The sequence below is a fragment of the Mucilaginibacter lappiensis genome (genome assembly GCF_050433765.1).
Lineage (GTDB): Bacteria > Bacteroidota > Bacteroidia > Sphingobacteriales > Sphingobacteriaceae > Mucilaginibacter > Mucilaginibacter lappiensis_A.
Map to the genome: position 1 here is coordinate 923,463 of NZ_JBNPWP010000001.1, position 13,859 is coordinate 937,321.

The 13,859-nt window shown below is 40.9% G+C and carries 10 protein-coding genes; 3 read left to right on the plus strand and 7 right to left on the minus strand.

What is annotated here, in order from left to right; translation table 11 throughout:
- Nucleotides 1–206: 206 nt before the first annotated feature.
- Nucleotides 207–785 carry an RNA polymerase sigma-70 factor gene (locus M2273_RS03720; protein WP_429393147.1) on the minus strand — a complete coding sequence of 193 codons (579 nt, stop codon included), beginning with the start codon at nucleotides 783–785 and terminating at the stop codon, nucleotides 207–209.
- A 138-nt stretch (nucleotides 786–923) separates the two neighbouring features.
- On the opposite strand from M2273_RS03720, the gene M2273_RS03725 reads away from it, so the two are divergent.
- From M2273_RS03725 to M2273_RS03735, 3 genes are all read left to right on the plus strand, one after another.
- Complete coding sequence (locus M2273_RS03725) at nucleotides 924–2,084, plus strand: FecR family protein (protein WP_429393149.1); 1,161 nt, start codon at nucleotides 924–926, stop codon at nucleotides 2,082–2,084.
- Between the two features lie 204 nt (nucleotides 2,085–2,288).
- Complete coding sequence (locus M2273_RS03730; protein WP_429393151.1) at nucleotides 2,289–5,642, plus strand: TonB-dependent receptor; 3,354 nt, start codon at nucleotides 2,289–2,291, stop codon at nucleotides 5,640–5,642.
- Between the two features lie 11 nt (nucleotides 5,643–5,653).
- Nucleotides 5,654–7,186, plus strand: a complete 1,533-nt coding sequence (locus tag M2273_RS03735) for a RagB/SusD family nutrient uptake outer membrane protein (protein WP_429393154.1) — start codon at nucleotides 5,654–5,656, stop codon at nucleotides 7,184–7,186.
- 83 nt (nucleotides 7,187–7,269) lie between these two features.
- On the opposite strand, the gene M2273_RS03740 is transcribed toward M2273_RS03735, so the two are convergent.
- The 6 genes from M2273_RS03740 to M2273_RS03765 are packed head-to-tail and all read right to left on the minus strand — an operon-like array spanning nucleotide 7,270 to nucleotide 13,848.
- Nucleotides 7,270–8,508, minus strand: a complete 1,239-nt coding sequence (locus M2273_RS03740; RefSeq protein WP_429393157.1) for an MFS transporter — start codon at nucleotides 8,506–8,508, stop codon at nucleotides 7,270–7,272.
- A 21-nt stretch (nucleotides 8,509–8,529) separates the two neighbouring features.
- The gene (locus tag M2273_RS03745) at nucleotides 8,530–9,642 is read right to left on the minus strand and encodes a galactose oxidase (protein WP_429393159.1); all 1,113 of its coding nucleotides are present in this window, start codon (nucleotides 9,640–9,642) and stop codon (nucleotides 8,530–8,532) included.
- Nucleotides 9,643–9,691: 49 nt separating this feature from the next.
- Nucleotides 9,692–10,636 (minus strand): dihydrodipicolinate synthase family protein, encoded by a 945-nt coding sequence (locus M2273_RS03750; RefSeq protein ID WP_429393161.1) that lies wholly within the window; start codon nucleotides 10,634–10,636, stop codon nucleotides 9,692–9,694.
- A gap of 22 nt (nucleotides 10,637–10,658) precedes the next feature.
- The gene (locus M2273_RS03755; RefSeq protein WP_429393164.1) at nucleotides 10,659–11,585 is read right to left on the minus strand and encodes a dihydrodipicolinate synthase family protein; all 927 of its coding nucleotides are present in this window, start codon (nucleotides 11,583–11,585) and stop codon (nucleotides 10,659–10,661) included.
- Nucleotides 11,586–11,599: 14 nt separating this feature from the next.
- Nucleotides 11,600–12,379, minus strand: a complete 780-nt coding sequence (locus M2273_RS03760) for a phytanoyl-CoA dioxygenase family protein (RefSeq protein ID WP_429393167.1) — start codon at nucleotides 12,377–12,379, stop codon at nucleotides 11,600–11,602.
- Between the two features lie 23 nt (nucleotides 12,380–12,402).
- Nucleotides 12,403–13,848: a RagB/SusD family nutrient uptake outer membrane protein gene (locus tag M2273_RS03765; protein WP_429393169.1), complete on the minus strand. Its 1,446-nt coding sequence runs from the start codon at nucleotides 13,846–13,848 to the stop codon at nucleotides 12,403–12,405.
- Nucleotides 13,849–13,859: the final 11 nt, after the last annotated feature.

Sequence of the window (13,859 nt, forward strand, 5' to 3'; positions counted from 1 at the left end):
TCGTGTACGTACACGAAAATACAAATTTTTCATTTAAATCATTAATTGATAATCTATTTAACATTTGGTTGATGGGCAGCACGGGAAATATCAAAATTCTCGGTAAAGCCGCAATTAGTTGGTAATGAATAAGTAACAGTAAGCGATAAGAAAACATCCTATTTCCCCTATAGATAAAAATTATCCCATCAAAAGGTGTTAAATGATTATTTAAAGATGTACCAAAGGAAGGTAATGATCCAAATGTTCTTAAAGCTACCCCTAAGGTGTTTTAAAGCTACGGTAATCTGATTTTCAACGGTTCGTTTTGATATGCCCAAGCGACCTGCAATTTCCTGGTTTGAAAGCTGGTTTACCCGGCTCATATAAAATATTTCCTGACAGCGTTTGGGCAGCTGAACAAGATACTGATTTAATTCCTGTTGAAGCTCCTGGTCTTTAATACGATTTTCACCTTTATTGTGGTCCAGTTCATTTAATTCTATATCAATCGCTGTTAAAATAACACGTGGTTTTGCAGATCGCATCCGGTTATAAACCTGGTAGCGAATTGCAGTAAGTAAAAAGTTGGGGAACGATTCAATCTCCAGCTGATGCCTCCGCTCCCATATATTTAAAAAAACATCATGTACAACCTCCTCACCTGCCTCATGATCTTTGAGATAACGAACGGCGGTTTTATATAGCCTTACCCAATAACGATCAAAAAGCGCGGTAAAAGCCAACTCGTCATTACAACGGATAGCATTCCATAATTCAACATCACTTAGCGGGGACTTAAACATACAATTGGGTCGATAAAATTAGGAAAAGCCCGTTAATAAGTCAATTATTTTATATGTAACAAATAAAATAAAAAAACTATGTGTGTGCCTAAACAAAATCTACACTAATAAAATGTAAACCTGTAATTATAATTCCTGATGATAACCAAAGAAGAGTTTTTGACTTTGTACGAAAAGTTCAATAACGGGCAATGTACCCCTGCAGAAAAAGAACTGCTGGATACCTATGTTGACGAAATAAAGTTACTTGAAGGTGAGTGGAATAATGATTTAATTAAGGAAGAAGATGTGCATGCCCGTATCTGGCAACGCTTAAGTGAAAGCCGCAGAGTAGTTCCAATCGCATCGCAAAAAAGCAATAAATATTTATGGCTTAAGGTTGCAGCTGTTTTGTTGTTATCATTTCTTGTTGGGCTATTTTTTATTAATAACGAAAAACCCAAGCCACAGCCTACTATGGCGAAGATCAAACAAAAAGTGATACTTCCGGGTGGCAACAAAGCCTATCTTACAATGGCCGATGGTTCCCGTATTATACTAAATGATGCCAAAAACGGAGATCTGGTAACCAAGCCAGGCCTTAAGGTAAGCAAAACCACTAATGGCATGCTGGTATATCATTTCAATAAAACTCCTGATAATACATCTGTAAACACAAAACCTGAGTATAACACCATAACTACACCGCGTGGCGGCCAATATCAGGTTATACTGGACGATGGTACAAAAGTTTGGTTAAACGCTGCTTCGTCATTAAGATTTCCACAAGCCTTTACAAGTAAACAGCGTGAGGTTGAATTAACGGGCGAAGCTTATTTTGAAGTTGCTAAAAATAAAGCCAGGCCTTTTATGGTACAGGCAAATGGTACTCAGGTGCAGGTGTTAGGCACGCATTTTAATGTAAATGCCTATGGCGACAATAATGATGTAACTACCACATTGCTTGAAGGATCGGTACGTTTGGCCCACGGAAACTCGGTGGTGATGCTTGTTCCGGGGCAACAGGGCGCAGCTGCTAATTCAGGTGCCGTCATCAAGGTTAGTATGGCCGATATACAACAAACAATGGCCTGGAAAAATGGCTTTTTCATATTCCATGACCTAAATATTGTTGAAGTGATGAAACAGGTGAGTCGCTGGTATGATGTTGACGTAGAATACCAGGGCGATGTAACAAACAATGAGTTTGGAGGTACCGTATCCAAATACAAAAACATCAACGAATTACTGGATATTATGCAGCTAACTCGCTCAATTCACTATAAAATAGATGGAAGGAGGGTAATCATTATGAAGTAGACATTTCCGCTTTAATAATGTTACCTGTTTATAACCAGGAGCGTTCGCAGCGCCCCTGGTATAAAGCTACAAATAGCTGTCAGGTAATACTAATGATCATATTTCTCATAACCAATTATTTAACCCAACATTCAAATGTATAAAAATTCTACTGCAATAAGTTGCAGGAAGCTATCCTGCGTTAAAGCTAAATTATTTCTAATTATGAAGTTGTCGTTCTTTTTGTGCCTGGTCTCTATACTGCAGGTTAGCGCTGCCACTTCCTTTGCACAAAAGGTAAGCCTGGATAAAAGCAACGCTTCCCTGTCAGAAACCCTACAGGAAATTCACCGGCAAAGTGGCTTCAGTATTTTCTATAACGCCAAAATGCTCAAAAAGGCAGTGCCCGTAAATGTACACCTGTCAAATGCCGATCTTGAAGAAGTTTTAAATCAATGCTTCAAAAATCAGCCTTTTACCTATGTGATCAATAACAACACCATTGTGGTTACGCCAAAACCGGTTGAGTCAAAACCTGTTCGGGCCATTACTGTTACCGGCCAGGTTAAAGATGAAAAAGGTTTGCCTTTACCCGGTGTTACTATCAAAGTAAAGGGGAGCAACGTTGGCGCGCAAACCGGCATTGATGGCAACTATAGGGTTGATGTAACTGATGATAATGCTATACTGGTATTTAGTTTTATTGGTTTTGTTTCACAAGAAATTCTGGTAGGTAATCAAACCCGTATCGATGTGGTTTTAAAGGAGCAAACATCAGCCCTTAATGAAGTTGTAGTGGTGGGATACGGAACGCAAAAGAAAGTAAACCTGACCGGAGCGGTTTCCACTGTTAACGGCGAAACATTGAACAAGCGCCCGGTGGTGAATCCAGCCTCCATGCTTCAGGGATTGGCTCCCGGTGTAGCAGTAAATGTCGGCTCTGGTGAACCAGGCAATGAGAGCGTATCTATTCGTATCCGCGGTAATAGTACATTTAGCGGAGCGGGTTCAGATCCACTGGTGTTGATTGATGGCGTCCCCGGCAGCTTTAGCGATATTAACCCAACCGATATAGATAACGTGTCTGTGCTGAAAGATGCGGCTTCTGCATCTATATATGGCTCCAGAGCGGCCAATGGCGTGGTACTGGTTACCACCAAGCAAGGTAAAGCCGGACAAATGTCAGTTACCTATGATGGCAATGTGGGTTTTTACAGTCCTACCAAAATGTTTAAACTGGTAACCAACTCTGCCCAGTACATGGAGTTGTTTAATCAGGCCCGGATCAACAGTGGTACAACAGATGCTAAATCGCTTTACCCGCAGGATCAGATCGATCTTTACCGTAACAGTACAGACAGGCTGCATTACCCTAATACCGATTGGTTAAGCCTGATATTCAGAACCGCTCCCACACAAAACCATAACCTGACCTTTAGCGGCGGTAATGACAAAACTACTTATAACGTATCATTGGGTTATATTAATCAGAATGGTATTGAAAGGGGCTTTGATTATAAACGATACAATGCACGTATTAATTTAACCTCAAAGATTAACGACCATATTAAATTCGGAACCAATGTGCTGTTAAAATCAGGCACAAGGGATGCTGTTGCAGGTAATCCTTCATCACCCAGCCAATGGGACGGTTCTTCAATGGATCTTTTTCTTTCGGCCATGTCACAAGCACCTACTTATGGTCCTTATCTGACTGATGGCAGCGGGCGTTACACCTACAAAGCCTATGACTTTGAGTATAACAATAAGAACCCGATAGCTGTACTGGATCAAAACTTTACCAGGATTACCAATGATTATGCCGTAAATGCACAAGGCTGGGTTGAAGTTCAATTCAATAAGGATTTTTCCTGGTATACCAAAGGTGCTGTGAACTTTAATATGGATAAATACAAGGATTTTAAAGCAACCCTTGATGAATACAATTTCAAGACCAATCAACTGCAAACTTCACTGGACCTGGGCAAGGGTTTAACCGAGCAGGACGAACAAACCGTTTATACCAATTTATATAGCTACTTAAATTATGCGCATGATTTTCACGGGCATAATATTAAGGCCCAGGTCGGATACAGTATTGAACAAAGTAAATATCAAAATTTATCAGGATATCGCAAGAACTTTGCTGACTTGGATTTACATGAACTGAACGCTGGAGGTTCAGATATACAAAATGCTTATGGTACCTCCAATCAATGGGCTTTAATGTCATATTTCGGCCGTTTGAATTATGATTATAAAGGTCGTTACCTGTTAGAAGCTAATATCCGTGATGACGGAAGTTCAAAATTTGCAGGCAAGAACAAGTGGGGAATATTCCCATCGTTTTCAGGAGGTTGGCGGGCCACCGAAGAGCCATTTGTAAAAGCAATGAATTTAAAATGGCTGGATAATTTTAAATTAAGAGGTTCATGGGGCCAGTTAGGTAATCAAAACATTGTAATTGGCGGATATGGAGCCAATTATCCATATCAGGCATTGCTGAATTTTACCAGTGGTTACTCTTTTGATAACTCAACCCTTACAACAGGCGTGGCCCAGCAAAACCTGAACAATCCTGCTATTAAGTGGGAAACCACTACCATGACCGATATTGGTTTGGATGTTACCATTTTCAAAAACTTTAATTTAACGGCTGATTGGTATAATAAAACGACATCTGACATTTTAAGAACTGCGCAGGTTACCGCGGTTGTGGGCTTAGGTGCTCCCACTATTAACGATGGTGTTGTTAATAACAGGGGTGTTGAACTTGGTTTGTCATACAATAACGTTGTACGTGATGGTGCTTTGAGCGGCTTTGCCTATAACTTGGGTGTTAACGTTGATCATAATCGTAATAAGCTGGTACAGTTTGGCCAGACAGAAATTAATGATTATACCATTAACCAAAACGGGCAACCCTGGAATTCATTTTATATGTTGCAGGTGATTGGGATATTCCAATCAGCGGCAGAGGTTGCCAATTCGCCTAAACAATTTTCCGATTCTACCTTACCGGGCGATTTGAAATACAAGGATGTTAACGGTGATGGCAAAATTGACCAAAATGACAAGACCATCATTGGTGGTGTCTATCCAAAGTTAAATTACTCATTTAACTTATCAGCCAGTTTTAAAGGCTTTGACCTGTCTGCCATGCTTCAAGGTGTTTATGGTGTAAAATCATATGTGTCTGGTTGGGGCACCATACCTTTTGTACAGGGGGCCTCGCCTACCACAGATTGGTTAAACGCATGGACACCTGAGCATCCGTCAACTACTATGCCGCGTATCTATTTTGGGCAAAGCGCACCGGATAAAATCGGTCGACGGTCTTCTTATTTCTTACAGGACGCATCCTATGCGCGACTTAAAAACCTTGTATTCGGTTATACTATTCCTGCACAGGTTACCAAAAAGGTAGGTATCAACAGGCTGAGAGTTTATTTTGCCGGCGATAATTTATTAACCATAACCAAGTTTAAAGGCCTTGATCCTGAGCGTTATGGTAGCGGAGACCAGGTGCAATACCCGCAAAATAAAATATACTCTTTTGGTTTAAACGTTACTTTTTAATCAGCCCCCAAATGAAAAATCGAATTATAATAACAACTATATTCATTACATCACTGTTTTTAGGTGCATGTAAAAAAACGTTGGATCTAAACCCTTTGGATCAGATAGCCACCTCAACCTTTTATAAATCAAAAGCTGATTTTGATCAGGCTCTTGCTGCCGTTTATGGCTCCTTACAGCCTGAAGAGTTTGCAGTAGGTATAGGTTTCAGGGATTGCTTTACCGATAATGGCTATAATCAGTTTGGCTCGGGTGGTTCTAAGGATTTTGTTCAGGGCAATTTTAACCCAACTACCGGCGGCTACGAAACCGGGATTTACAATGATAGTTATACCGGTATTGCGCGGGTAAATTTATTCCTTCAAAATCTGACTAATTACAAAGGAAGCGACATTTCTGATGCGCAAAGAAAGGTATACGAAGGCGAAGTAAGGTTCATCAGGGCTTTTTTCTATTTTCAATTGTATAGCATTTATGGCGATGTGCCACTGGTGCTGCAGCCTCTTGATCTGAGCAACCAAAAACAGCCTAAAGTACCGGCTGCACAAGTTTTGACCCAGATCACCGCTGATTTGGATTATAGTATTGCCAATTTGAATACTGCCGCTTATTATGCAAATGGTGGTCACGCGGCGGCATCTTCGGCAAAAGCATTAAAAGCAAGGGTATTATTATTTGCCGCTTATGGTACTACAGGAACGCCAGATCCAGCTATATTGACACAGGTGAGAGATATTTGCCTTGATTTAATGGGGCAGTATAAACTGAGCACCAATTTTGAAGATATATTCAGGGATGCCACACAAAAGAATAATACCGAGATCATTTTCTCTATTAACTTTTTGGCCCCAAACAATGCAGCACAATGGGATATGTATTATGGCGACTGGGATGCCTGCGCGCCGCTGCAAAACATGGTTGATGCTTTTGAATGTACCGATGGGTTACCTTATGGTACCTCACCCGGTTCATCACCACTTACCGATACCAAAAACCAGTTTAATAACCGCGATCCAAGATTGCGTAAAACAGTGTACGCAGATTCTGTTGATTTTGGGCCGGGCAAGGTTTATCATCCATCAAACCTGAGGCCTACCGGTTATGGTACCATTAAGTTTTTAGAACCCAATAATATGCCTTATGGCTTTTCAACCCTTAGCCAGCAGGATGCAGTTATACTACGTTTGGGCGAAGTGATGCTGATGTATGCAGAAGCTCAGAATGAAATTGTTGGTCCGGATGCTAACGTTTATAAGGCTACGGCCGATCTGCGGGCACGGGTAAGCATGCCTCCGTATCCGGCTGGTTATACTAAAGATCAGATGCGTGAAAGGATACGTCATGAGCGCAGGATTGAACTTGCTTTTGAAGGTCTGCGCCATTATGATCTGTTAAGGTGGCATATTGCCGGTCCGGTACTTAATAATGTTAAAACCTCATTGATCAATTACCATTTTGAGGATAAGTTTTACAAATGGCCACTACCTCAAACAGAAATTGATAAAAGTGGTGGTGTATTGGTACAAAATCCCGATTATAAATAATAGGCGGGATTAAATACGCCATTTCAATTGATAAAGCCGCCTCATAAATAATTGAGGCGGCTTTTTTATAAATTCATTTAAGCTTAATAGGATGTTTTTTTGATCTTGATTGCAAAAAGTGACCAGGTAGCTATTAACATAAGTACTGCCGAAACCTGATAAATAATTGACAGATCTACGTGTGCGTCTTTAAGCATCCCACCTACGTAAACCATAATGCCGCCTATGATAGTACTTAAAAAATTGAGGAATCCATATCCCGTAGCTATATAACGACTATCAACAATCTGGCATAATATGGGCATCAGGTTAGCATCGTTAAATCCACGGGATATCCCGTAAACAAGCATGGCCATAATACCTATTAAAAAAACAGAGGTAGACGCCATTAAAAACAGAAATGGTGCACCAAGGGTAAAACCTATGATCACAATATATAAACGTCCCTTTGAATTACTGCGCGACCACCGGTCGGCAAGCAGGCCGCCACATATTACACCAATAAAAGAGCCTACTTGTACATATCCGGTCGCCGAAAATCCGGCTTCGCCAAGGCCCAGGTGAAAATGTTCTTTCAAAAAAGTAGGGAGCCAGCCATAAATAAGCCAGTTTACTATACCTAACGCGCAAAAATAAAATAAAAGGATACGGAATGATGATTCAGAAAACAGGACTTTGAAAGAATCCACAAGATTAACTTGTCTTTCAAGTGTTTTTATAGCTTCTGGTTGAGTATCCGATGCTTTAGATGTATCCCGCAATAAAAACAAAAGGATTACGGCATAAAATATGCCGAACAACCCGAACACCTGGAAACCATATCGCCAGCCCCATAATTCTGCAATATAACCGCCCAAACCACCTAATGTTAAACCAGCATACAAACCACTTATGTGTAATCCGGTAGCCAATGATCTTGTGCGGCCTTTATGATAGTCGGTTATTAAGGCCAGGGCAGCAGGAATATAGCACGCTTCGCTAATGCCCATAATGATGCGGGCAACCAGCATTTCATTATATGAGGTTACAAAGCCAGTCCAGATGGTTACTGCCGACCATACTGATACACTAAAAACTATTACTGATTTCCTGCCATATTTATCAGCAAAATAACCACCCAATGGACTTAGTATACCATAAGACCAAAGAAATGCCGAAGTAAGCAGCCCAAATTGTGCATCACTTAAATGAAAATCCGACACTATTGGGTCGCGCATGGAGGTGATAAGAATACGGTCGAAATAATTGAGAAAAGCCACAATCCATAACATACCTACAACAAGCCATGGGTAATAAGAATTTGAGGTTTTTGAGTTTGCCATTGGTATTTAATAATAGTTGAATTATTCTTTATTTAAAACAGGGATGTATGTGGCCCTTAGCACCCGGGGTGTTCGTACGGCTGGTCTAACCTCACCTCCGGGAAATATCAAACTGCCATTCCACAATACCGATGTGGTGGTTACAGGTAGCCAAATGCTGTTATTGGGATTTAAAACCGAATCTGATTTTTTATCAGTAAATATTTTACCGGCATCAAACCAGGAGTTTCTTGCAACATCATAACCAAGTATATTAGCTGTAAAACCGGGATGTTTATCCTTTAACTCCCCCGCTGCTTCAACCATTTTACCATCATCTCCACCAAATATCAAAAAAAGATCTTTTTCATGGTGTTTTAAATAGTACGCCGGCCCCGCTGCTGCAACTGTTGCATATGGCATATTGTGTAACTTTTTCCAGCCCTTCCCTTTCTTATACTTATAAGCGTCCATTAAATAAATCCGTTTAACTGAGCCTTTACCATCATCAGTTAAACCCGCGCCGCTAAAAATATAAAAGCTGTCATTTTTAACCCCAGCAACGCTTAACATCCGTTCCGGGCCGGGCCAGGTTTCTAATATTTGCCATGTTTGCTTATCTGCAGGCTGAGCCAGATCAATTGACCAGAGATTACGTGCCGCATGTTTATCATCGGGACTGATTAAGCCACCAGCAATGTAAACCGTATTTCCAACCAACGCTCCGGCACTGTTTGCCAATGTGGTGGGCAAGTTGGGTAATTTCCTGATGTTTATTTTACCATGCTGATAGGTAATGCTGAAAACATCTTTATAATGCCCTTTCGCGTTACTGCCACCAAAACAAATAAGCTGATTGTTATAAACTATGGATACGCCATAGCCAAGGGGTTGTGAAAGTCTTCCGGCCTCTTTCCAAGCACCATCGGGTTTTTCAAGCACGAAAATTTTATCCGTCCATGCTTTTTTTGAGCCTGTCCATGGGGCACCGCCATCCGGGAAATTTGCACCGCCCGCTACAATTAAACAACCATTTGATACCCCGGCAAATGAGCCGGCAAAACCATGCTTATCTGGCAATGCCGTAAGCTGTGACCAACGAAAATGAGGAGACCCGGTATTTTGCTGAGCCTTGCTATTTACTGCTAAAAGCATAAAAATTATACATAGATAAATATTGCCTAATTGCATAACATAAGTGTTGTTAACCCAGTAATGTGTTTGTTTCACCTGTTTGCGACTGGTTACTTTTAAGCAGTTTGAAAAAATCAAGTTCTTCCAGATCAGTTTTGAGCTGATCATAAGCTTGCTGTGTTAATGAGGTTAATGGTAATCTTGCATCTCCCAAATCCATACCCAGCATTTTCATGATGGCCCGTTGCGCGGCAATTGATGGATGCCTGGTAATGCATCTGATCACGTTAACCATGGTTAGCTGTACCTTGCGGGCCTCATCAAGCTTACCGGCACGATAAAGCGCTATAATATTTAAGTAAACCGGCGCTGCAAAGGTATAGGTACTGCCAATTGCACCTTCTGCACCAACAATTAACGCACTCAGCAACATCTCATCAAAGCCAAAAAGCGCATCGAACATACCTGCTTTATAGTTTAAACATGCCTGATATTCATACAATGTTGAGGCTGTATATTTTATACCGGCAAGATTAGGTATCGCGGTTTCGCCAAGTTTCAAAAAATCAACCATATCCATGCCTATACCTGTAAGGGAGGGCATATGGTAATAATAAAACGGAAGACTGGGGGCTGCTGATGCGATTTCGGCCATACAGTCAACAAGGTTTTGAACCGACACCGGTTTAAAATAAAACGCCGCAACAGCAGAAAATGCATCCGCACCAATAGCTGCGGCATGGGCGGCAAGCTTTCTGCATTCCACGATTGAGGTATGCCCAACATGTACCAGCACCAATATGCGCTTGCGCGCTAATTTTACATAAGCTTCGGCAACAGCCATACGTTCCTCCACGGTCATATTAGGGCCTTCGCCATTTGTACCGCAGATATAAACTCCCGAAACGCCATCGGCAATAAGTTTTTCTACAATTGTTATTATAATATCTGTATTCAGGCCACCATCTTTATTGTAAGCAGCAAATGTTGCAGCAACTATGCCTTTTATTTTCATCTATATGATTGTTAAATTATATTTAATTATTAAAAAACTCAGGTATTAAATTTTTCCCGAGTTTACGAGCGGGTAACACATCTAATTCTGTGATGGATTGATAAGGCCACCGTAAACGCGTACCTAAAGGCATCCAGCCACCTATTGCTGCTAAGAATTTGTCTAAAGCCGGATTAGAATACTGCTTTTCCTGGTAAGGTGTTATACATTGTTTAAAAAACTGTAAAATGCGACGTTCTATATCAAGCGCGGCATTAATATCCATATGCATTTGCTCCCACCATTTTTGTGCCGCAAGTGGATTGATACAGGCCACATTTGAATAAGCTCCCGAAGCAATACCATTTTTTACGCCGCTTGCCAGGAAATGACCAGGCACAAATATGGATAGATCTCCCGCGTATTGTTTCATTGCCTCAACCCAATGCTCATTGCCGCTAAGCACTTTTAAGCCAATTAGCTGGGGTATTGCTTGTTTAAGCTTTGCAAACTCAAAAGGTTTAAGCACTGTTTTTGCATGCGGCGGATTATAAAGCACTAATGGGGTTTCATGTTCAGCTATACCTTCTAAAAAAGCTATTTGCTCATAGCCATTAGCAATTACCCAGTCGGGAAGGATAATTTGTACAGCTCCGGGTTGCAGGCCAATGCTTCTTTTAACCCGCTCAAGTGATATAACGGGCGAAGGATGGCTGGCTCCGATCTGAAAGTGCATACCCCCCGCGGTACACTTAGTAGCCAGTATTGCATTGATCTTATCAAACTCCTGCTCGGTTTGATTATGAAACTCACCAGCTGTACCGTTTGAATATATCCCATTAACACCAGCAGCTATCATATAGTCAATTTCATCACCCAATAAGTGATAGTCAATGGAATTATCTTTGTTAATGGGCAATAATAAGGTGGCCCAATTACCTTTCAATGTTTCTGTTGTGAGTTTTTGCATCAGTGATGTAAAATTTATAGGTCGGATTCAAATGCTTTAACTTCTTCAAACCTGGTATTGCCTTTTAACAGCCGCCCAAGACGTGGTTTGTTACCGTTATAAACCTCTACAGCATCCGCATCAGCATAACGCAAAAAAAGAACGCGTCGGTCGCGATTGTTTGAATAGTTACCATCTGATTTATGCAGCATCCAGCAGTTAAATATAAGCGTATCACCGGCTTTCATTTCCATCGGTACAGCAAGGCCTTCATCGGTATCAACGATAATTTCGGATTGGCTTTTTTTCTGTTCCTCGTTTTGATTAACCCTTATCTGGCCTTGTTTATGACTGCCCGGTATCAGCCACAGGCAACCGTTGCCCCTATCAGTATCATCAAGCGCGGTAAGTGTAGTTAACGCGTTATAAGGTTCCAGTTCGCCATAACCATTGTCCTGGTGCCAGCCAAAAGGTTTGGTATTACCCTTCATTTTAAAAGTGAGCTGCGAGGTAGCCCCCTTAATATTAGGGCCAATAATTTGTGATGCGATATCAACAAGCGGGCCTTCGAAGTAATAATCACATACCGTTGGCGCATGATGATGTATGTTAACCAGCAAGGAGTTTTGCAACCAGCTTTTATCAGGATCAAATGATTCTTTTTCATTGTTCCAGGCAAGCATACATTCCTCCTGCATTTGTATTAGTCCTGCAGGCTTAACAATTTCTTTGATAATTAAAAAGCCATTTTCCCGGAATGCATCTAACTGTTCGCTGGTTAGTTTTTTGTAATTGAACCATTCTTCCTTTTTCATAAAAATTACATTAATACAGATAGTTAATAACCTTCCGTTTGTACCAATTTGGAGTTTGCAGCCAGTACAGTTGTTGAAAGCGGCCAGAATAAAGGTGTTGTTTTTCCTTTCAAATTTGGAACATAGTCATAAGCATTAATAGTTGTACCGTAATGAAAGCGTACTATATCATACCAACGTTTGTTTTCAAAAAATAATTCACGCCCTCTTTCGTCAAATATGGCCCGTTCAACAGTTGATTTATCGTTAGCACCGTCATAATTGTTAATACCAGCTCTTATCCTTACTTTGTTTAGGTAGGTTATAGCCTGCCCTGTATTGTTTAAACCGGCATAGGCTTCTGCTTCGATCAAATAAATATCAGCCAAACGCCACATGATCACGTCATTATCCGATACTCTGTCATCAACATATTTGGTACCGGGTAATTTTGTTATCCACGCGCTTTTTTGCACATTACCTTGTCGCTCAATAATAAAGGTTGCGGGTATACGCTTATCATTAGGTAAAGCGCTGAAAAGAGCCCGGCTTTCTTTACTTATCTGATATCCTCCCTGTCCGTTAACTGAGGTTAAGCAATAGGCAATACTGTCCAGGTTAGTGGCGCTGGATATGGCCGTTAAGAATGGTAAGGCATTGAGGCCGTAATTAGCACCTGTTTCGTCGCGATAATAATAGGCAGACATGATAACCTCTGCATTGGCCCTTGTAGTAGTTACATCCTTAAAGTTGGGTAACAGGCTAACCGCAGTGCTCTCAACCGCTTCAGCGGCCTTTAAGGCATCATTAAAATCACCTTCGCCACCACCTAAAACCTTAGCGCTCCAAAGTTTTGCTTCTGCTTTTAACGCCTGTGCCGCACCATAAGAAAAGCGGTATTTATTAGCATAGTTTTTATCAGGGAACAGACTGATAGCCAGATCCAGATCAGCAAAAACCTGTTTCAACACATCAGATGCCTTTGACCGTGGCAGCAGCGGTACATTATCATCAGTAATTGCCTGCAGCATGAGTGGGGTATTGCCAATAATACGAACCAGATAAAAATAGGTATAGGCCCGCTGACAAAGCGCTTCGGCTTTTAATTTGTTTTTGATTGCAGGGTTTGAAAAATTAAACGGCTCTATCTTGCTAAGCAGCAGGTTAACATTACCAATTGCTTTATACTGGCCGTTATAATTAATAGCGCCAACCGTTGGACTTAGTATTTGCGACCATGCGGTTGATAAACGGCTGTTAGTACCATTAATAAGCTCCTCACTCCGTTCAGTACCATACAAAACAGAATTGGCGAAGGAACGGATAGAAGTATAAGTACCTACTACATAAGGTTCAAAGTCGGTTTCGTTCTTAAAATATACCTGATCGGTAATTTGCGATTGTGGTGTAACCTCTAATAATTTTTTACATGAGGTACAAACGGCTGTCACTAAAATGATTATAGCCGGTATGATATATATCTTTTTCATTTTCATGATAA

Bases quoted from the DNA above. Each gene is read 5' to 3' on its own strand.
- M2273_RS03725 (WP_429393149.1), top strand. From the start codon at position 924: ATGATAACCAAAGAAGAGTTTTTGACTTTGTACGAAAAGTTCAATAAC.
- M2273_RS03755 (WP_429393164.1), bottom strand. From the start codon at position 11,585: ATGCAAAAACTCACAACAGAAACATTGAAAGGTAATTGGGCCACCTTA.
- M2273_RS03735 (WP_429393154.1), top strand. From the start codon at position 5,654: ATGAAAAATCGAATTATAATAACAACTATATTCATTACATCACTGTTT.
- M2273_RS03765 (WP_429393169.1), bottom strand. From the start codon at position 13,848: ATGAAAAAGATATATATCATACCGGCTATAATCATTTTAGTGACAGCC.
- M2273_RS03760 (WP_429393167.1), bottom strand. From the start codon at position 12,379: ATGAAAAAGGAAGAATGGTTCAATTACAAAAAACTAACCAGCGAACAG.
- M2273_RS03740 (WP_429393157.1), bottom strand. From the start codon at position 8,508: ATGGCAAACTCAAAAACCTCAAATTCTTATTACCCATGGCTTGTTGTA.
- M2273_RS03720 (WP_429393147.1), bottom strand. From the start codon at position 785: ATGTTTAAGTCCCCGCTAAGTGATGTTGAATTATGGAATGCTATCCGT.
- M2273_RS03750 (WP_429393161.1), bottom strand. From the start codon at position 10,636: ATGAAAATAAAAGGCATAGTTGCTGCAACATTTGCTGCTTACAATAAA.
- M2273_RS03730 (WP_429393151.1), top strand. From the start codon at position 2,289: ATGAAGTTGTCGTTCTTTTTGTGCCTGGTCTCTATACTGCAGGTTAGC.
- M2273_RS03745 (WP_429393159.1), bottom strand. From the start codon at position 9,642: ATGCTTTTAGCAGTAAATAGCAAGGCTCAGCAAAATACCGGGTCTCCT.